The sequence below is a fragment of the Bradyrhizobium sp. LTSP857 genome (assembly GCF_000938285.1).
GTDB lineage: Bacteria > Pseudomonadota > Alphaproteobacteria > Rhizobiales > Xanthobacteraceae > Bradyrhizobium.
Map to the genome: position 1 here is coordinate 192,446 of NZ_JYMS01000038.1, position 19,127 is coordinate 211,572.

The 19,127-nt window shown below is 64.4% G+C and carries 16 protein-coding genes; 11 read left to right on the plus strand and 5 right to left on the minus strand.

Features of this window, described 5'->3' with window-relative positions; genetic code table 11:
• The first annotated feature begins 81 nt into the window (after positions 1-81).
• Complete coding sequence (locus UP06_RS24675) at positions 82-324, plus strand: DUF3551 domain-containing protein (protein WP_050032009.1); 243 nt, start codon at positions 82-84, stop codon at positions 322-324.
• A gap of 315 nt (positions 325-639) precedes the next feature.
• Here the strand turns inward: UP06_RS24675 and UP06_RS24680 are convergent, their stop codons facing one another.
• Together UP06_RS24680 and UP06_RS24685 are read right to left on the minus strand one after the other, a co-directional pair.
• Complete coding sequence (locus UP06_RS24680; RefSeq protein ID WP_045006245.1) at positions 640-1,524, minus strand: MBL fold metallo-hydrolase; 885 nt, start codon at positions 1,522-1,524, stop codon at positions 640-642.
• A 411-nt stretch (positions 1,525-1,935) separates the two neighbouring features.
• Positions 1,936-2,559 (minus strand): hypothetical protein, encoded by a 624-nt coding sequence (locus UP06_RS24685; protein ID WP_045006246.1) that lies wholly within the window; start codon positions 2,557-2,559, stop codon positions 1,936-1,938.
• Positions 2,560-2,802: 243 nt separating this feature from the next.
• On the opposite strand from UP06_RS24685, the gene UP06_RS24690 reads away from it, so the two are divergent.
• The 10 genes from UP06_RS24690 to UP06_RS41620 all read left to right on the plus strand — a co-directional run bounded on the left by UP06_RS24690 (position 2,803) and on the right by UP06_RS41620 (position 15,230).
• Positions 2,803-5,142 (plus strand): mechanosensitive ion channel domain-containing protein, encoded by a 2,340-nt coding sequence (locus UP06_RS24690; protein WP_045006247.1) that lies wholly within the window; start codon positions 2,803-2,805, stop codon positions 5,140-5,142.
• A 103-nt stretch (positions 5,143-5,245) separates the two neighbouring features.
• Entirely contained in the window at positions 5,246-6,244 is a 999-nt protein-coding gene (locus tag UP06_RS24695; RefSeq protein WP_045006297.1) for a Bug family tripartite tricarboxylate transporter substrate binding protein, read from the plus strand.
• A gap of 184 nt (positions 6,245-6,428) precedes the next feature.
• Positions 6,429-8,060, plus strand: coding sequence for an NAD-dependent malic enzyme (locus UP06_RS24700; RefSeq protein ID WP_082078574.1), 1,632 nt, complete (start codon positions 6,429-6,431; stop codon positions 8,058-8,060).
• A 217-nt stretch (positions 8,061-8,277) separates the two neighbouring features.
• On the plus strand, positions 8,278-8,670 hold the full coding sequence (locus tag UP06_RS24705; protein ID WP_045006249.1) for a BlaI/MecI/CopY family transcriptional regulator: 393 nt from the start codon (positions 8,278-8,280) through the stop codon (positions 8,668-8,670).
• Entirely contained in the window at positions 8,667-11,186 is a 2,520-nt protein-coding gene (locus UP06_RS24710) for a M56 family metallopeptidase (RefSeq protein WP_045006250.1), read from the plus strand. Before UP06_RS24705 ends, UP06_RS24710 begins: the two co-directional genes overlap by 4 nt.
• A 183-nt stretch (positions 11,187-11,369) precedes the next feature.
• Positions 11,370-12,833, plus strand: a complete 1,464-nt coding sequence (locus tag UP06_RS24715) for a DUF1800 domain-containing protein (RefSeq protein WP_045006298.1) — start codon at positions 11,370-11,372, stop codon at positions 12,831-12,833.
• A 2-nt stretch (positions 12,834-12,835) separates the two neighbouring features.
• Complete coding sequence (locus tag UP06_RS24720; protein ID WP_045006251.1) at positions 12,836-14,086, plus strand: DUF1501 domain-containing protein; 1,251 nt, start codon at positions 12,836-12,838, stop codon at positions 14,084-14,086.
• Positions 14,087-14,116: 30 nt separating this feature from the next.
• Complete coding sequence (locus UP06_RS41615; protein WP_197087370.1) at positions 14,117-14,284, plus strand: hypothetical protein; 168 nt, start codon at positions 14,117-14,119, stop codon at positions 14,282-14,284.
• Between the two features lie 151 nt (positions 14,285-14,435).
• Positions 14,436-14,960, plus strand: coding sequence for a septal ring lytic transglycosylase RlpA family protein (locus UP06_RS24725; protein WP_045006299.1), 525 nt, complete (start codon positions 14,436-14,438; stop codon positions 14,958-14,960).
• A 117-nt stretch (positions 14,961-15,077) separates the two neighbouring features.
• Entirely contained in the window at positions 15,078-15,230 is a 153-nt protein-coding gene (locus tag UP06_RS41620; protein ID WP_197087372.1) for a hypothetical protein, read from the plus strand.
• Between the two features lie 332 nt (positions 15,231-15,562).
• Here the strand turns inward: UP06_RS41620 and UP06_RS24730 are convergent, their stop codons facing one another.
• The 3 genes from UP06_RS24730 to UP06_RS24740 form a co-directional block, all read right to left on the minus strand.
• Positions 15,563-15,868 carry a hypothetical protein gene (locus tag UP06_RS24730; RefSeq protein ID WP_045006253.1) on the minus strand — a complete coding sequence of 102 codons (306 nt, stop codon included), beginning with the start codon at positions 15,866-15,868 and terminating at the stop codon, positions 15,563-15,565.
• 119 nt (positions 15,869-15,987) lie between these two features.
• Entirely contained in the window at positions 15,988-16,260 is a 273-nt protein-coding gene (locus UP06_RS24735) for a hypothetical protein (protein ID WP_045006254.1), read from the minus strand.
• Between the two features lie 133 nt (positions 16,261-16,393).
• Positions 16,394-19,084: a flavin-containing monooxygenase gene (locus UP06_RS24740; protein WP_045006255.1), complete on the minus strand. Its 2,691-nt coding sequence runs from the start codon at positions 19,082-19,084 to the stop codon at positions 16,394-16,396.
• Positions 19,085-19,127 lie beyond the last annotated feature (43 nt).

The window sequence follows — 19,127 nt, forward strand, 5'->3', positions numbered from 1 at the left end:
TTGTCCTACGGTCGAGCTGCTGAAGCAGGTCCCTGATTCGAGGTCGATGTGGCCAAGACTATTCCCAAGACTATTCTCGCTGTGTGCGCGCTTGCGTTGGTCCTGACGATCGTGCCCGCGCGGGCGCAGACCTATGATCCGCGCTCCCCGGTCTGCCTGCATGTGTTCGGCGAGCTCGAGGGCGAGCGAATGGATTGCATCTTTCCCAATTTTGCCCAGTGCCAGGTCGCAGCGTCCGGACGTCCCGCGACCTGCCTGATGAATCCTTATTTTTCACGGGCATCCGCGGTGCGGTCGCCGAGAACGAGACGGCACTCGCGCTAGAGATTGCCCACCCACCGATTTCTCGAAAACAACCCCATGCACAGTAGCCGACGACAACGGAATCAAGGGCTTGACGGCTGGCGTGGTGCCATTCGGATTTAGAGAATCCGTTTGCTCCGTCGGGCAAAACAGGAGCATGATGTCACCATCGCCCCTGTGCCCCTCAATAAAAGCGTAACACCGGTCGCAGCTAGGTCTCAGATCCCGTAGGGTGGGCAAAGGCGCGCTTGCGCCGTGCCCACCACCTCTCCCGGGATGAAGATTGGTGGGCACGCTTTCGCTTTGCCCACCCTACGATTCAGCGCAAGCCCGGTCTCAATACCCGCGGCCCCACCAGTAGCAGAAGCGCTCGACGTTGGCGGGAAGGCCGCTCTCGTAGTTCGCCCATTTCTCGTATTTCGGCAGTTTCACTTCCTTCATCGCGGTGTCGAAGCATTTGCCGGCGTCGGCGGCCTTCTTCACCTCGGCGGAGAGGTCTTCCATGTAGGCGATGTCGTCCTCGACGTCCTTCTTGGTGCCAAGCCGGCCGCCGGCATAGGGATGTCCGGGGATCATGCGCTCCCAATCGAGGGACGCCAGCTTCTTCAGCGAGGCGATATATTCCAGCGGCGAGGCGTTGTCGGGGATGTTGCGGAACTGGACCGATTCGATCGGCGCGAAGTCGACCACGAAGACCAGCTTCTCCTTCGGCAGCCGCATCACCAGCGAATTGTCGGAATGGTTGCGGCCGACATAGTCGAGCTCCAGCGTAGTGCCGCCGAGCGTGATGGTCTTCTTCTCGTCGACCACCTGGTCCGGCATCACGATGTCGGCCAGGAGCGCATTCTGCTTCTTCAGCTCAAGCAGCCGCTCCTTGGTGCGGCGGTGCGCAATGAAGGTGGCGCCGAGATCCTTGAACGGCTGGCCGCCGGCAATGTGATCATAATGGTGATGGCTGTAGATGACGTATTTGATCGGCTTGTCGGTGACCGCCTTGATCGCGTCGATATAAGGCTTAGCGGGACGCAAGTAGGAGATCGGATCAGTCGCGATCACGCCCTGCGGTGTCACCACGAACATCGACTGATGGCCGCCATAGCGGAAGATGTAGACGTTCTCGGTGCCGTCGACCTTTTTGGTCGAGGTCTGCGGCGGGGATTGCGCCGAGGCTGATCCGGTCACGAGGGCCGCGAGAACGGCGATGCAGAACAATGATTTCATCTCTGGCTTTCTGGAAAAGAATGAGGGCGGGAAAAGCGGGTATCCTCTTCGACACAAACGCTGCGGAGAGGGATTTATTCCGTTGCCTCATGCGGCCAATACGTCGCGGGAACAGGACGGAACGCGTCTGCAAATGTGATTCCGGAGCCCGCGATCCTGCTTGACAGTTTTATGTCACGGGAGGACCATCAGTGCGGTCGCAAACAAGCGACGCGTAACGTCCACATCAAGAGCAAGGGGAGGTCTATGACACCACCTCCGCAGATCCAGCCGCGTTAAGTGCGATGGAGCTCGTTCGGACTATCGCATAGCGGCAGAAACCGCGAACGGCACGCCGGGCCAAGGTTTAGAGGGCTGCATCAGTGTGGCATAGCCCCTACCTGCCCGGCGCTGTGCGCTTTGGGGTGACCGCTACGCTTTCTTCTGCACGCCGAAGAGATCGCCGAGCCACTGATAATAGACCGGCTGCTTGTCGTGCAGCGTGGCGCGGTCGTTGGGCGGACGGTCGACATTGCCCCAGAGGTAGAGGCTCCCCGTCACCGCGAAGAACTCCTGCACGTTCTTCAGCACATAGGAATCCGGCGGATAGAGCTCGTTCTGTCTGGCGATGTCGTAGAAGCGCACGAGGTCCGGATTCTGCAACGCGGCCGGCAAGACGCGAAAATGATAGGCGTGGAGCAGCTCGTGCAGCAGCACGGGCTTCTCGGGCGCGAAGACCGCCGCATCTACTGTGACGCCTTCGACCTTGGAGGAGAAATGGCCGCCGCCATCGCCTTGCCCGGGCTTGACCGAGACCGGCTGGCTTTTGAAGAAAGCCATGATCTCGGGCTTGGCGCCGCACTCGACCACGATGTCGATCTGGTGCTTCAACGACGCCACGATCTCCTTGAGGTTCGATAAGACCTGCGCGGCGCCGGTGTCGACGGTGATGCCGCGATAAATGAAGGTCGGTCCGCTCTGCGCAATCGCGGATCGCGTGCCGAGCAGGGCCGCGGCTCCCGCGAGCACAAGCCTGCGCCGGTCGAACTGCGTCATGTGAGGGCCCCCGAAATCCCGCGATTTTCTCGCATGCTTTTTCGCCATTGGCTATGGCGCGGTTCCATCATGGCTGCGTTGCGGGAAATGCCGAAGGAAATGCCAAGAGAAATGCCAAGAGATGGTCGCCTCATCGGCAAACTTCCGACACAGGATCGGGGCGAATAACGCTGATCCGGCATGACGCAGTGCTTCGCGCGGTCACGATTCCGCCGGTGCATTTCATTTTTCCAGGGAATCCCCGTGTCGCATAAGCTTGTTCAGGCATTTCTCGCAGCCCTCTTCCTCGCAATCTCTTCTCTCTCTGCCGCCCGCGCCGAGCTGGCTGCGCCGGCCTCCAACAATGCCGCTGCGCTGTCGCCTGATGAAGCCAGGCGTGCACTGGAGACGCTCCAGGATGACCAGAAGCGTGCGCAGATGATCGATACGTTGCGCGCGATTGCGAACGCGTCGGGTCCGCAACAGTCCGCGCCGCCGGCGCCCGAGCCAAAATCGCCGATCCCGCTCTCGGCCGACGGCCTCGGCGCGCAACTCTTGCTCACCGTGTCGGAGCAGATCGGCGAGATTTCGAGCGAAGTCGCCGATATGGCCCGCACGCTCACGCATTTCCCGGCATTCTATTACTGGATCGTGCGAACCGCGAATGATCCCGACGCCTATAATCTCCTGATCGAGATCGCCTGGAAGCTCGCGTTGGTGTTCGGCTGCGCCCTCTCGGCGGAGTGGGTGATCTTTCGCCTGATCCGGCGTCCCGTGGTATTCCTCGAAGGACGCGTGCCGCAAACCGCGCGCCTGCCGGCGCAGGTGCTGCCCATTGCCGATCCGCCATCATCGGTGGCCGATGTCACCCCTTCGCCGGAATTGCACAAGCATCGCCATAGCCTCGCCCGTGTCTGGCAATTGTTGCTGCGGCTGCCCTTCGTGCTCGGACGGCTCGTGCTTGAGCTGCTCCCGGTGTTCGCTTTTGTCGGTCTGGCGAGCGCGCTGCTCGGAACGGAGATCGGCAATCCCGCGACAGTCCGACTCGTGATCCTCGCCGTCGTCAACGCCTATGTGTTCTCGCGCGGACTCATTTGCGTCGTTCGCGCGCTGGCCGGGCCGTTCGGCCTGTTTCCCGTCCGCGCCGAAACGGCAGCCTATATCGAGATCTGGGCGCGCCGTATCGTCGGCGTCGGCGTGTCGGGCATCGCCTTTGCCAATGTGGCGCTGTTGCTCGGCCTGCATCGCGCCGGTTACGCGGCGCTCTTGCGCATGGTGATGCTGGTCGTGCATCTCTTCGTCGTCGTCATCATCCTGCAATGCCGCCGCCAGGTCGCGGACGCCATCCGCGCGCCGGCCGAGCGGCAGGGGATCGCGGCACGTCTTCGCAACCGCATCGCCGGCGGTTGGCATTATCTTGCGATCGCGCTCGATCTGGCACTGTGGGCGGTGTGGGCGCTCAACATCCGCAACGGCTATTCACTGCTGCTGCAATATTTCGTTGGCACCATCGCGGTGGTGCTGGTCACGCGCGTCGCCATCATGGTGACGCTGAGCCTGATCGACCGCGGTTTTCGGATCAATCCGGAGATCCTCCAGCGCTTTCCGGGGCTGGAAATCCGCGCCAACCGCTATTTGCCGCTGCTGCGAAAAATCGTCTCGGGCGTCATTGCCTTCATCGGCTTTGTGGCCGTGCTCGAAGTCTGGGGCGTCGACGCCATCGTCTGGTTCTATGGCGGCCAGATCGGCAGCCGGCTGATCTCGGCGGTTGTCACGATCGGCCTCGCCGTGTTCATTGCCGCGGCCATCTGGGAAGCCAGCAACGCTCTGCTGGATCGCCAGATCAATACGCTGTCGCGCGACGGACACTATGCCCGCGCCGCGCGGCTGCGCACCTTCCAACCAATGCTGCGGACCGCGCTGCTGTGCGTGATCGCCACCGTCGTCGGCCTCACGGCGCTGAGCGAGATCGGCGTCAATGTCGCGCCGCTGCTCGCGGGTGCCGGCATCGTCGGCATCGCCATCGGCTTCGGCTCGCAGAAGCTCGTGCAAGACCTCATTACCGGCCTGTTTTTGTTGCTGGAGAATACGGTCCAGGTCGGCGACAACGTCAGCGTCTCGGGCCTCTCCGGCGTCGTTGAGAACGTCTCGATCCGCACCATTCGCCTCCGCGCCGGCGACGGCGCCGTGCACATCGTGCCGTTCAGCGCGGTGACGACCATCACCAATGCCAGCCGCGGCGCCGGCAACGCCTCCGTCAGCGTCAACGTCGCCTACAAGGAAGACACTGACCGCGCTGGCCAGATCCTCAAGGATATTGTCGATGACATGCGCCGCGAGCCGGAATTCCGCGGTGTCATCCGCGGCGATCTCGATCTTTGGGGCATCGACAAGGTCGATGGCGCGATGGTGTCGATCGTCGGCCAGATCCGCTGCACGGAGGCGGGCCGCTGGCCGGTCCAGCGCGAGTTCAACCGCCGCATGAAGCAGCGTTTCCAGCAGAACGGCATCGAGGTCGCATCCGCCACCCAGACGATTCTGATGCAGATCGCGCCACAGGCTGATAGCGCGGCCAATTTGACGCCAAGACGGGCGGCCGGATAGCCGCTCGATAAATTTTCCGGCTTGCCTCCGCTCATCCGGCAGCGTTCACTCCGGCTCCAGCCCGCAGATGACATGCGGGCGACAAAAAGGGTGGAAGAGAATGATGCGGGGGCTGTGGGCCGGATTGCGCCGTCATGTGATCGTCATTTGTGCGTTGATCGGATCTGCGCTGTGGACCGCGCCTTGCGGCGCCCAGTCGTTTCCGTCACGCCCCATCACCCTCGTGGTGCCGTTCGCGGCGGGCGGGCCGACTGACACGCTGGCGCGGATCCTGTCGGAACGGATCGCGGCCGAGCTGCATGCGACGATCGTGGTCGAGAACGTGGCCGGTGCCTCCGGCAGCATTGCGGGGGCTCGCGTCGCGCGCGCGGCCGCGGATGGCACGACCATCACGATCGGCCATTGGGGCACGCATGTGCTCAACGGCGGGATCTTCAAACTGCCTTATGACGTGGTCGCCGATTTCGAGCCGGTTGCGCTGGTCGCGATGGGGACGCAGCTCATCGTCGGCCGGAAGTCACTCAAGGCCGACAATCTCAAGGAGCTGATCGCCTGGCTGAAGGAGAACCCCGGCAAGGCCAGCGCCGGGACAGCCGGTGCCGGCACGGGCGCGCATGTCGCCGGCGTCTTCTTCAAGGAAAAGACCGGCACCGACTTCCAGTTCGTGCCCTATCGCGGCGCGGGGCCTGCGATGATCGATCTCGTCGCGGGGCAGATCGACATCATGTTCGACCAGGCGTCGAACTCGCTGCCGCACTACAAGAACGGTTCGATCAAGGCGTTCGCGGTGACCGCGCCGACGCGGCTCGCATCCGCGCCTGATATCCCGACCGTCGACGAGGCGGGCCTGCCCGGCCTCTATATCTCCTATTGGCACGGCATCTGGGCACCGAAGAACACGCCGAAGGAGATTGTCACCAAGCTCAACACGGCCATCGTTGCCGCGCTTGCCGATCCGTCCGTGAAGCAGCGCTTTGCCGAACTAGGGCAGGAGATTCCACCATCGGACCAGCAATCGCCCGCAGCACTCGGTACCTTTCAGAAGGCCGAGACCGAGAAATGGTGGCCGGTCGTCAAGGCCGCCGACATCAAGCCGGAATAGCCTTGCGACGTTAACCTTTGCGTCGCGCGCAGCCTGCGAGCTGCACGAAAATCTCGCTGCGGTGCGAGATCACAATCGCTGCCTGAGGGGCAACGTCCTTGATCTCGATGGTGCGGTGGCCGACAATGCCGATCGTTCAATAAGAAACTCCTTGGGGGAATTCGTGAATAGACCTGCCCGGGTCGTGGCCCAACCGACATCGTCCGATCCCGCTCACGGCATGGCGCTGCTGCGCGATCCCTTGCTCAACAAGGGCACCGCCTTCACGGAAGCGGAGCGCGATATGCTCGGCTTGCGCGGCCTGCTGCCGCCGTGTGTGCTGACGATGGAGACACAGGTCGCGCGCGTGCTCACGAATCTGCGCACGCTGCCGACCGACCTCGAAAAATTCGTCGCGCTGAACGCACTGCATGACCGCAACGAAGCGCTGTTCTTCCGCGTCGTCGTCGACAATATCGACGAGATCCAGCCGATCATCTACACGCCGACGGTTGGGCTTGCCTGCCAGAAATACGGCCTGATCTACCAGCGGCCGCGCGGCATGTTCATCTCCTCGCGCGATCGCGGCCAGATCGCGGACATCCTGAAGAACTGGCCCAATCCCGCAAAACTCATCGTCGTGACCGACGGTGAGCGCATCCTTGGGCTGGGCGATCTCGGTGCCAATGGCATGGGCATTCCCGTTGGAAAGCTCTCGCTCTATTCGGCCTGCGCCGGCGTGCATCCCGAGCATTGTCTCCCGATCGTACTCGACGTCGGCACCAACAACGAAGAGCTGTTGAACGATCCCTATTATCTCGGCCTGCGCGAGCGGCGGCTCACGGGTGAGGCCTATGACAGCTTCGTCGACGAATTCATGGTCGCGGCGCGAAAGACGTTCCCGGGCGTGCTGATCCAGTTCGAGGATTTCGCCAATCACTCGGCGTTCAAGCTGCTGCACAAATATCGCGACGAGGCCTGCGTCTTCAACGACGATATCCAGGGCACCGCGGCGGTGGCACTCGCCGGCTTGTTTTCAGCGCTGCGCATCTCTGGCGGCAAGCTCAGGGACCAGCGCATCCTGTTCCTCGGTGCGGGCGAGGCGGCCACAGGCATCGCCGATCTCGTCGTCTCCGCCATGATGGCGGAGGGCGCTTCCGAGGCCGAGTCGCTTCGGCGCAACTGGCTGGTGGATTCCCGCGGCCTTGTCGTCAGCGGTCGGGCGGGCCTGTCGGGCCACAAGCTCCGCTATGCGCATACAGACCAGGCGCCAATCGCCGACTTCCTCACCGCGATCAACACGCTGAAGCCAACGGCGATCATCGGCGTCGCCGCGGTCGGCGGCGCGTTCACGCCCGAGGTGCTGAAGGCGATGGCCGAGCTCAACGAGCATCCGATCGTGTTCGCGCTGTCCAACCCGACCTCGAAGGCCGAATGTTCGGCGGAGGATGCCTATCGCTACACCGAAGGCCGTGCGCTGTTCGCCTGCGGCAGCCCCTACGACCCGGTGACGCTCAACGGCCGCACCTTCGTGCCGCGGCAGGGCAACAACTCCTACATCTTCCCGGGCGTCGGCCTCGGCGTCATCGCTAGCGGATCGCGGCTGGTCACGGACGAGATGTTCATGGCCGCCGCTCACTCGCTCGCCAATTGCGTCGGCAAGGACGACCTCGCACAGGGCAGCCTCTATCCGGCATTGCCGCGAATCCGCGAGGTCTCCGTTGGGATTGCCGCTGCGGTCGCAGACGTCGCCTACCAGCGCGGGCTGGCCGACGGACCCGCGCCCAATGACGTGACGGGCCTGGTGCGATCCCAGATGTACGAGCCGCGGTACTGACGCCTGATGACTTCTGATTGACTCGATCTGGCGGCTGGCTCGGTCACCTCTCCCGCAAGCAAGCGGGAGAGGGAGCGCACCGCCCTCGCGGGTCGCAACGCGCTCATTAGGTCAGCACGGCGATACCATTTCAGGTGGAATCGCCGTTGCGCGGCGCGGTCGTATATGCGACGATCTGTAGCGTTACAAGAGAACTCAAGCCGTTAGGTAGGCCACCATGGACGATCGTTTGCCCGACCTGGGCGACCTCGAGCACGAGGTCATGCAACTGGTTTGGGCCCATGGTCCTGTCACGGCCGAGGTCGTGCGCGAAAGGCTGTCGCGTCGGCTGAAGGAATCGACGGTCCGCACGGTGCTGCGCCGGCTCGAAGAAAAGGGCTATGCTAACCACACCGTGGACGGCCGTACCTATGTCTACCACGCTGCCGAACCACGTGCGCAGGTTGCGGCCAAGGCGGTGCAGCGCATCGTCGACTGGTTCTGCAACGGCTCGATGGAGGAGGTCCTCGTCGGCATGGTGGACAATGCGATGCTCGACCAGCAGCAATTGCGCACGCTGGCCGACCAGGTGGCCAAGGCGAAGAAGGCGAGGGGAGTGAAGAAAGAATGATCGCAACTCTGGCTGAGGCGGCGCTACGCTCCTTCGTGCTGGGAGGCGTCGTCTGGTTCGGTCTCAATCTGTTTCGCGTGCGCAATCCGCACGTCCAGATGACGGCGTGGGTCGTCGTGCTGTTGGCGTCGCTGGCGATGCCCTTCGTGATGCATTGGCCGACGCTCACCATCGACCGGCTGCCCTTGTCGGCGCCGGTGCCGGACGAATTGTGGCCGGCCGATATCTCGATGTCCGAGACGCCGCAGCCGGCGCTGCCGATCTCGCCCGGCACGAACATGGCCCCGCCGGCCAGGAGTATCGCGTCGATCAACTGGTGGCTTGTGGCCACCATAGCCTATGCCGTCGTCGCCGGCCTGTTGCTGCTGCGGCTGGCCATCGGCCTCGGCCTGACCTGGCGGATGGCGCGGGCGGCAAAACCGATGAAGGGCGGGCAGCTGATCGATGCCGACGTGCGCGTCAGCCGCGACGTCGGCGGTCCCGTCACTTTCGGCTCGACCATTCTGGTGCCGCCGCAATTTGCCGGCTGGGACGCCAAGAAGCGCCTCGCGGTGCTCGCGCATGAGGGCGCGCATGTCGCCAATCGCGACTTCTACGTCCTGCTGCTCGCCTCCCTCAATCGTGCGGTGTTCTGGTTCAGCCCGTTCTCGTGGTGGCAGCTCGCGCGGCTCGCCGAGCTTGCCGAGATCATCAGCGATGCCGAGGCGATCGAGGTGATCGACGACCGGTGGTCCTATGCGGAGATCCTGCTGGACGTCGCAACCGGCGTGAAGCCACGGCCCATGGAGCTCGCGATGGCGCGGGCCTCGACCGTGCGCGCCCGCGTCGAGCGCATCATCGCGGCCGCCGCCATGCCCGTGGCGGTCGGCTGGCGCAAGCGGTTGTGGATCGCGGCGGCGATCGTGCCGGTCACGATCATCTCCGCCGGCATGATCGCCTATCGCACACCGGATCCCGCGCCCGTCGCGGAAAATCTCGGCGAGGTGCCGGCTGAGCATTATCGCCCGTTCGTCAATTTCTACGCGATGGGCCCGGCCTCGGTGTTCGCGATCTTCCGCGAGGGTGACGATCTCTATGGACAGCTCACCGGGCAGCGCAAGCTGCGCCTCACGGTCGGCAATGACGGCACGGCGTCCTACGCGTCGTCGTTCGGCGAGATCAGGTTCCCGCTCAATGCGGAGCGCCGGTCTTCCGAACTGATGCTGCACATGAATGGCCGCGACGTGCGGGCGGTTCGCGTCGCTGAAACGCCGACGCCGGCCGCCGATCCGGCGTCGCGCGACCAATATGTCGGCTGGTACAGGGTCGCGCCGAACCGCGTGCTCACCGTGCGGCGCGAGGGCGATCGCCTCCAGGTACAGGAAACCGTGCAGGGCGGTGCCACGCTGCTGGCCGAAGGTGCCGATGTCTTCTCGATTCAAGGCCGCAATCTCCTGATCTTCCTGCGCGACGGGCAGGCCAAGGTCTCGCGCGTGCTGGTCCAGAATGCGGTCTTCGGCGCCCGACTTGCGCCGCGGATCGACGCAGGCGTGGCGCAGGCGATCGAGGCCGACTTCGCACGCCGTATCGCGCAGGTTCCGGATCGCTTCCGGGAGCAGGTCCCTGCCGACGGCGGCAAGGAGATGATCCTGCGCGGGATCGAGGATCTGCGCCACGGCACGCCGAACTACGACCGCATGAGCGCGCCGCTCGCCGCCAAGGTGCACCTGCAGCTCGGCGAATTGACTGCGACGGTCGCAGCGCTCGGCGCGGTGGAATCGATCTTCTTTCGTGGTGTCGGCCCCGGCGGCTACGACATCTATGGCGCGAAGTTCGAGAACGGCACGGCGGAATTCCGCCTGCTGATCGATCCCGATGGCAAGGCCGGCGACGTGCTGCTCCGTCCCGATGGCAATAGCGAGATCGGAGGCATGGTCTCCTGTGCCGAGGAGCCGGACGTTCGCGGGCGCGCCGGCACCTCGCCGATCAGGGTCATGATCTACAACGACATGGGCGAGGACATCCAGGTCTTCAATCTCGACGCCGCAGGCAATCGCAAGACGCAGGGCGTGGTCAGGCCCGCCACCTCCTGGGCTTTCACGACCACTGTGAACAATCCGTGGATGATTGCCGACAAGTCCGGGCGGTGCCTCGAGGTCTTGATGCCGGGCCGGCAGACGCGCTTCCACAATGTCGAGGCGTCAAACCTCGCCGCGCGGCAGGGGCGTGCGGCACGCCGCGACGTTCCGATCGCCAATGGCGAGGATATGCTGCGCCGCTATATCGACGGCGTCGGCAAGGGGCAGCCGGACTATGATCTCATGACGACCGAGGTTGCCGATCTCACGCGTCAGCAGCTTCCGTTCGATCAGGCGATCCTGACCCGGCTCGGCACGCTGCGCGCAATCTCGTTCCGCGGCGTCACCGCGCTCGACAGCGACATCTACATCGCCCAGTTCGCCAACGGCTCGGCGGAATGGCGCATCGGCGTCAGGAACGGCACGATCACCAAGATCGCGCTCGGGCCGAGTTTCTAGACCTCTCACGCGCATCCGCCGGATTGCGGATGCGCGTTGGCTCGGTCGGGACAGCACGGTTGGGCTTTCAATCTCGGCTTGCGCCGATCCAGCTCTAGTGTTACACTTCGTAGCATTACGGATCGTAGCTTGATGGTGGCGACTTCGCTTCCGTCGGGCAGCTTGGAGAATTGGGCGTTCGCCATGAGCAATTCTGCAAAGGCCGAAGCAGTGCTGGCGCTTCATCGTTTCGGGATGGGGCCGCGACCGGGATCAATCGCCGCTGTCGGGACCGACCCGCGCGGCGCGCTGATCGCCGAACTCGACCGGCCGCTGGTGTTGAGCGCCGCCGCCAGCCTTCCCTCCAGTGCGAAAGCCTTTCGCACCGTGGCCGACGCCAATGCGCGGCGGGCGGCGCGCGCCAAGCAGGCGCAGCAGCAGGCGAAGAAGCAGCAGGTGGCTGCGGCGCCGGTCATGTCGGAAGATCAAACGCAAGGGCAGGTGCAGAGTTCAGGCACCGAGAAAGACGCGGCCGAAATGGCGGCCAAGCAGGCCGCCGAGGCTGTCCCCGATCCCGGACGTCCGATCTATTTGCAGGAAGCCAAGCTGCGCACGGAAGCCGCGCTCGGCGCCGACATCGGCTTCGCCGAGCGGCTGGTGTGGTTCTGGTCCAACCATTTCTGCATCTCGGCCTACAAGATCCAGAGCATGTCGGGTGCTTATGAGCGCGAGGCCGTTCGCGCCAATGCGCTCGGCCATTTCGTCGATCTGCTTCTGGCCGTCGAGGGCCATCCGGCGATGCTGTTCTATCTCGACAATCTCGGCTCGATGGGCGCGAACTCGATCGCCGGCATCAACCGCAGCCGCGGCCTCAACGAAAACATCGCGCGCGAGATCATGGAATTGCACACGCTGGGTGTTCGCACCGGCTATACCCAGGACGACGTGATCAGCTTCGCCAATGTGTTGACGGGATGGACGCTGGTTCCGCCCGGAGATAATCCCGAGCACGGCGGCGAATTCACCTTCAACCCGCGGCTCCACGAGCCCGGCGGGCAGACTGTGCTCGGCAAACGCTACGAGCAGGAGGACGCCGAGCAGGGCCGCGCCGTGCTGCGCGATCTCGCCGCACATCCGGCGACCGCGACCCATGTCGCGACCAAGCTCGCACGGCATTTCGTGGCCGACGAGCCGCCGCCGGCACTGGTCGAGCAGATGGCAAAGACCTTCCGCGACACCGAGGGCGATCTCAAGCAGGTCGCGATCACGATGGTCTCGTCGGACGAGGCCTGGCGCGGGCCGCCGTCAAAGCTCAAGCGTCCGGGCGAATGGGTCGTCGGCATGGTGCGCGCGACCGGCATCAAGGACGTCGATCCCACACGCTTCACCGCAGGCCAGGATCTTCTCGGCGAGGGGCTGTGGCGCCCGTCGGCGCCCAAGGGCTATCCAGATGACGAGGCAAGCTGGATCGACGGCGTGGGCCGGCGGCTCGACCTCGCCAATAATTTTTCCGAGCGTGTGGCGGCCACAGCCGATCCGCAAGCGATCATCGAGGACGTCTTCGCATCCGAGATCGCGCCCGAGGTGAAGCAAGCCGTCGGCCGCGCCGAGAGCCGGCAGCAGGCGCTGGCGTTGTTGTTCATGTCGGCAGATTTTCAGAGGAGGTGAGCATGGGCTTCGTCAATCATCTGCCCACGCGGCGCGAGCTTCTGGTTGGTTCCGGTGCGCTGTTCGCATGGAGCCAGATGCCGCGGCTTGCGCGGGCCGAAGGGCGCGATCCGCGTCTGCTCGTCGTCGTCCTGCGCGGCGCGCTCGACGGTCTTGGTGCGGTCGCACCCGTCGGCGATCCCGACTGGATTTCGCTGCGCGGCGATCGCGCGCTGGCGCTGGACGGCAAGCCGCCCGCGCTGCCGCTCGATGCGTTCTTTGCGCTCAATCCGGCGATGCCGAACCTGCACCGGCTCTACAAGAGCGGCAAGGCCTCGATCGTCCACGCCACCGCGACGCCCTATCGCGAGCGCTCGCATTTCGACGGCCAGGACGTTCTGGAGAGCGGGTTCACCAGGCCCGGCGCCACCAGTTCGGGATGGCTCAACCGTGCGCTGCTCGCGCTGGAATCGGGCGGCCGCGTCGACCCGCGCGGCAGCCGCGCGCTCGGCATCGGCTCGGTGACGCCGCTGGTGGTGCGCGGCTCGGCACCGGTGATGACATGGGTGCCGCAGAAATTGCTGCCGGCGAGCGAGGACACGCAGAACCGCCTGCTCGATCTCTACCAGCACACCGATCCGAAGCTCGCGACCGTGCTCCAGGCGCGGATGAAGCTCGCTTCGCTCGGCGGCGCGCCCGGCACCGGCGATCCGATGTCGGACGATCCGACATTGATGCCGCCCGGCATCGAGCGTGTGCGCGCCTACTTCGCCGAAGCCGCCGGCACCGCGGCGCGCTATCTTGCCAAGCCTGACGGCCCGCGTGTCGGCGCCATGGGTTTTGTCGGCTGGGACACGCACATCGCCGAAGGTGCTGCCTCGGGCCAGCTCTACAATCTGCTCGGTGCGCTCGACGGCGCCTTTGCCGCGATCGAACGCAACATGGGTGAGGTGTGGGGCGAGACGGTCGTCGCCGTCGTCACCGAGTTCGGCCGCACCGCGCGCATCAACGGCACGCAAGGCACCGACCACGGCACCGGCACAGTCGCCTTCCTCATCGGCGGCGCGCTCGCGGGCGGTCGTGTGATCGCGGACTGGCCGGGACTGAAGTCGGCGCAGCTGTTCGAGGACCGCGATCTCAAGCCGACCACCGATTTGCGCGCCGTGCTGAAGGGCCTGCTGAGGGATCATCTGCGCGTCGAGGAAAAGATTCTTGCTGAGACGGTCTTCCCCGGCAGCGCGGACGTCAAAGCGATGGGGGGCCTCGTCGGTTGACGACGCGGCCCTCGCAACCGGATCGGGTCCATGATGTGCGCACTGACACAACGGGAGCTCGACTTTCTCGCCGGCCTGAAAACCGGCTGGCGGTTGCTCTACCGGCGTGAGCTGGTGCGGCTTCTGAGGGGCGACGCCGAGACCGGCGAGGCCCGGCCGGAGACGCGCCCGATCCTCTGGCGCATCGTATCGAGCTGATTTTTCGCGAATCTGTCCCGATTCAGAACATCAACTGTGGTGGAATCGCCACAGCCGGCGCGAAACGATGGTGGCCGCAAGGCCGCTTTCCTTCAGCCAAGGTTCTGCCCCGATTGCCCACCGAAACTCAGGGTTGTTCGGAGGGCGCATCATGTCTCGCTTTGCAAATGCCGAAACTGCCCGGATTTCGCTGACATCCTCGTGTCGGTTGCTGCTCGTCGCCGTTGGTGCTGCATCGCTTGCGGCGTGCGCGCAATCGCCGGCCGGCCGCCAGAAAGCCGATCTTGCTCCGACCACGAGGCAAACCGCGATCGAGCGTCCGCACAGGGTGGCGGCGCTGCATCCGCGTCCGATCCACAGGCCGCGTCCGTCTGACGATGCAGCGAGTGCCAGGCAGACAGCGTCGCAGGGCGTTGCCAGCTTCTATTCGGATACGGAGACCGCGAGCGGCGAGAAGTTCGACAAGAACGAATTGACCGCGGCCCATCCCACGCTGCCGTTCGGCACAAAGCTGCGCGTCACCGATGTCTCCTCCGGCCGCTTCGTGACCGTCAGGGTCAACGATCGCGGGCCCTATGTTCGTGGGCGCGTGGTCGACATCTCTCCTTCCGCGGCCGAGGCGCTCGGCATGGTCGACAGGGGCGTCGCCAATGTCAGGCTCGACGTCGTGCGATAAGGCGCGATCGATCGACGTCGAAGCGTCGCGCTTAACCGGCTGTTAGCCGCTTCTCGCGCACCATGGCTGTCCAAACAAATCGCGGCTCCAAATTCGGAGCTTTTGGGGAGGCGGCGCTTGAACACGATCCAGTATCTCGAAGATCAGGCCGCACGCGCCGAGCGGCTCGCCAAACGGATCACGGATACGCGGACGATCGAACAGCTCCTGACCTTCGCGGGCGAACGCCGCCGCGAGATCGAGGTCATCGCCGGCAGGCGGCGCGCGTAACGCCTGCGATCGATCCATGCTCTGAACGCATTCGCCCTCGCCTCAAAGCGCGGAACTTCTTCTCTTCTCCTGCGTCATGAATAGGATTGAAGAGGAGGACGTCATGGGTTTTGGACGAGGTGCTTTGCTTTGGTTGCCTGGCGTGCCGCTGCCGATCGTTCTGCTGCTGGCATTGTTCTGGCATCACTAGATGCATGATCCGGAAGAGTGCGGAGCGGTTTTCCGGTAAGATCATGCTCAAACAAATATTGTTGCCACACGAAAAGCGCCGCGGAAGCGGCGCTTTTTTGTTGCCTGCGTTATTGAAGCGTATCGGTGAAGACGATGCGCGATCAGGTGTGGCTCTCGACGAAGTCGCTGAGGTAGTCCGGAAGCCGGATGCCATCGATATCGCAACGCGCGCGAATTTCGCCGGCGATCTCGGTCGAGATATCCTTCATCCAGTGTTCGAGCGTGTTGAAGGAGATCACCTTGATGGGGTCGTTGAAGCAACCGGCGACGAGCTCGCCGATCGTGGCCTCGAGGTCGCTGCGCTCGACGCGGATTTCAGTTCCCTTGTCGCGGCGATCGATCACCACGAACAGGGTCTGATCTGCGCCATAGGGCACGGTCGGACGAGACACACTGGCTTCAAGCATCTCAGGCACTCACGCCTTCTTTGGATTCTTGGCTTCCGATCCCCGATAACGGGAACAACTGGAAGAAGGTTCCTGGCAAGTCATAAGAAGCAAGTGAGAAGCTTGTCGCGCGGACGCCTTCAGAGGAATTCCCGCAGCCGTGACAGCTCGGTGACGTGCTCGGCCGACAAGATGTCCGTGACCAGCGGCGGCTGCGGCGCCGTGTGGATCTCATAGAGATGCCGGGTTGCCGCCGGCTTCTCCATGAAAGCCGAGATGCACTGGTCGAGCGTGCCTTGGCTCACCTGGTAGGATTCCCGCTCCGGCCTTCGCTGGTTTGCTAGCGATGGCCATTTATGCAGCACGGCGAGCACGCTGAAATCGACCTTTGAATCAACCGATACGCCACCCATCGTCCCCGCCTCACGCAAAAAGAACCCCAGCACGCAAGGCTTGCGTGCCGGGGCCCACACCAATCGCTGCATCTCAATGCCACGCAGCGACAACGCATCGGCCGGGAAATAGTTCCCCGGCGATGTGTGCGCCTCAGCTTGCGGCTGCCGCGATCCTGTGCCCCGGGCTGGCATGCCCATGGCTGTTCTCGTCGCCATGCCGGACCCCCGGCGGAAGCCCGGCAAAGCGGCGCAGGGCTTCGGCCATCTGGGTCCGGCCCTGGACGCCGGTGATCACCACGTCGACCATGGCAAAGGACGAGTGGAAATGCCCGCGCGCCTTGAGCTGCTCGACCGGGACGCCCGCGGCTGCCATCGCCTCGGCATAGGCGATGCCCTCGTCGCGCAAGGGATCGAACTCGCAGGTCACCACGAAGGCGGGCGGCAGGCCCGCCACCTTGCCGCGCAGCGGCGAGACGCGCGGATCGGTGCGGTCGGCCGGTGAGCAGTAGAGGTCCCAGAACCAGTACATCAGCGAACGCGTCAGGAAATAGCCGGTCGCATTGTCGTTGTAGGAGGGACGATCGAAGCTGCAGTCGGTCACCGGGCAGAGCAGGAGCTGGCCGGCGATCTCCGGGCCGCCGCGGTCGCGCGCGAGCTGGCAGGTGACGGCGGCGATATTGCCGCCTGCACTCCAGCCCGCCACCAGCACCGGGCCCGGCTGGCCGCCGAGCTCGGCTGCGTGCTCGGCGATCCAGCGCGTTGCCGCATAGCCGTCCTCGGCCGCCGTCGGGAAGCGATGCTCCGGCGCATGGCGATAGCCGATGCTGACGAAGATCATGCCGGTCCGCCGTACCATGTCGCGGCAGAACGGCTCGTCGGACTGTTCGTCGCCGAGCACCCAGCCGCCGCCGTGGAAATAGACCACGACCGGATGCGGCCCCGGTGCTGCGGGCTTGTAGACACGATAGGGAAGCGGTCCGTCGGTGCCCGGCAGCGTGCCGTCGACGATGTCGCCGATCGGCCGTCCCGCAGGGCGGCCCTTGTTGAACTCGTTGACGAAGGCGCACGCGCCTTGCGCGCCCATCGACTCGATCGGCGGCAGGTTCAGCGACGCGAGCAGGTTCAGCACCAGCCGCACATCGGGTTGCAGCTGCACTACCTCGCCGTCATTGCACTGCGCAGCGCCGTCGGGGCCGGTGAGCCTGAAGCCGAGCATGCCACGGCTCGTGACCTCGTCGCAGATGCTGCGATAGGGGCCGACGCCGCCGGTGTAGGGCATCAGGCCTTGCACCTTGCCGGGCACGTTGGCGCCCGTGTACCAGGTGTTGGCGAGCCGATGCAGCGTCACCATCGAGCAGTCGGTCATGTGCCGGCCCCAGCCGGCCTGCGCCGTCTCGGTCGGCTCGATCGTGGTGAAGCCGGCATCACGCAATGCTTTGAGGCGATCCACGACCCAGTCGACATGCTGCTCGATCGACACCGCCATGTTCGACAGCACCGACGGGCTGCCGGGCCCGGTGATCATGAAGAAGTTCGGGAAGCCTTCGACCGTCAGCCCGAGATAGCTCTGCGGCCCCTGCGCCCATACGTCGGTCAGCGACTTGCCGCCACGTCCGGTGATCGGATGCACGGCGCGGATCGCGCCGGTCATGGCGTCGAAGCCGGTCGCGAACACGATCACGTCGACATCGACGCTGCGCTTGCCGGTGGTGATGCTACCTGCGGTGATCGTCTTGATCGGCTCCTGCCGCAGATTGACCAGCGTGACGTTCGGCCGATTATAGGTCGCGTAGTAGTTGGTATCGAGGCAGGGACGCTTTGCGCCGAACGGATGATCATGCGGCATCAGTGCTGCCGCCGTCTCCGGATCCTTCACGGCAGCGCTAATCTTCTCGCGGATCAGCTCGCCGATCAGTGCATTGCCGTCGAAATCGACGCCCTGGTCGGCCCAGAGCTGGGTCAGGATGTGGACGAGGTCGCCGGCGGCCCAGGCGCGTTCGAAGCGCTCGCGGCGTTCGGCATCGCTCAATTGCCAGCTTACCACCGTCTGCTGCGGATATGGCACGCCGGTCATCGATTGGCGTGCCTGTTCGCGATAGGCCGCGCGGTCGCTCTGGAATAGATCCATGCGATCGGACGGAGAGGGGCCGTTGTGCGCGGGCAACGCGAAATTCGGCGTGCGCTGGAACACGGTCAGATGCGCGGCCTGTGCTGCGATCAACGGGATCGACTGAATGGCCGACGAGCCGGTGCCGATCACGGCGACGCGTTTTCCCGCGAGATTGACGCCGCCATGCGGCCAGCGTCCGGTGAAATACACCTCGCCCTTGAAATCCTTGACGCCGTCGATCTCCGGCGGCTTCGGTGCGGAGAGGCAGCCGGTGGCCATGATGTAGTGGCGGCAGGAGACCGGTGCACCGTTGTCGGTAGTCAGCTGCCAGCGCTCGGCCTTCTCGTCCCATTTGGCTTCGGTGACCTTGGTCTTGAAGCGGATGTCGCGGCGCAGATCATAGCGATCCGCGACAAAGCCGAGATAGCGCAGGATCTCGGGCTGGGCCGCGTATTTCTCCGACCAGGTCCAGGTTGTGTCGAGTTCCGGATCGAACGTATAGCTGTAGTCGATGGTCTGGATATCGCAACGCGCGCCCGGGTAGCGGTTCCAGTACCAGGTGCCGCCGACATCGCCAGCTTCGTCGAGACCGACGGCCGAGAGGCCGGCCTTGCGCAGGCGATGGAGAAGATAGAGGCCGGCAAATCCGGCGCCGACCACGGCAACATCGACTTGTTGAGCTGTTCCACTCGCCGCTTTGGACTCACGTGCGGCGACCATTGCGTCAGGCATGGTATTCCTCCCGTGTATTTTATTTTGCCGGCAGGCTAGCGCT

Excerpts from the sequence above, each read along its gene's own strand:
- UP06_RS24735 (WP_045006254.1), bottom strand. The coding sequence starts at position 16,260 with ATGGGTGGCGTATCGGTTGATTCAAAGGTCGATTTCAGCGTGCTCGCC.
- UP06_RS24715 (WP_045006298.1), top strand. The coding sequence starts at position 11,370 with ATGAGCAATTCTGCAAAGGCCGAAGCAGTGCTGGCGCTTCATCGTTTC.
- UP06_RS24730 (WP_045006253.1), bottom strand. The coding sequence starts at position 15,868 with ATGCTTGAAGCCAGTGTGTCTCGTCCGACCGTGCCCTATGGCGCAGAT.
- UP06_RS24710 (WP_045006250.1), top strand. The coding sequence starts at position 8,667 with ATGATCGCAACTCTGGCTGAGGCGGCGCTACGCTCCTTCGTGCTGGGA.
- UP06_RS24680 (WP_045006245.1), bottom strand. The coding sequence starts at position 1,524 with ATGAAATCATTGTTCTGCATCGCCGTTCTCGCGGCCCTCGTGACCGGA.
- UP06_RS41615 (WP_197087370.1), top strand. The coding sequence starts at position 14,117 with ATGATGTGCGCACTGACACAACGGGAGCTCGACTTTCTCGCCGGCCTG.
- UP06_RS24685 (WP_045006246.1), bottom strand. The coding sequence starts at position 2,559 with ATGACGCAGTTCGACCGGCGCAGGCTTGTGCTCGCGGGAGCCGCGGCC.
- UP06_RS24720 (WP_045006251.1), top strand. The coding sequence starts at position 12,836 with ATGGGCTTCGTCAATCATCTGCCCACGCGGCGCGAGCTTCTGGTTGGT.
- UP06_RS24705 (WP_045006249.1), top strand. The coding sequence starts at position 8,278 with ATGGACGATCGTTTGCCCGACCTGGGCGACCTCGAGCACGAGGTCATG.
- UP06_RS24725 (WP_045006299.1), top strand. The coding sequence starts at position 14,436 with ATGTCTCGCTTTGCAAATGCCGAAACTGCCCGGATTTCGCTGACATCC.
- UP06_RS24695 (WP_045006297.1), top strand. The coding sequence starts at position 5,246 with ATGCGGGGGCTGTGGGCCGGATTGCGCCGTCATGTGATCGTCATTTGT.
- UP06_RS24740 (WP_045006255.1), bottom strand. The coding sequence starts at position 19,084 with ATGCCTGACGCAATGGTCGCCGCACGTGAGTCCAAAGCGGCGAGTGGA.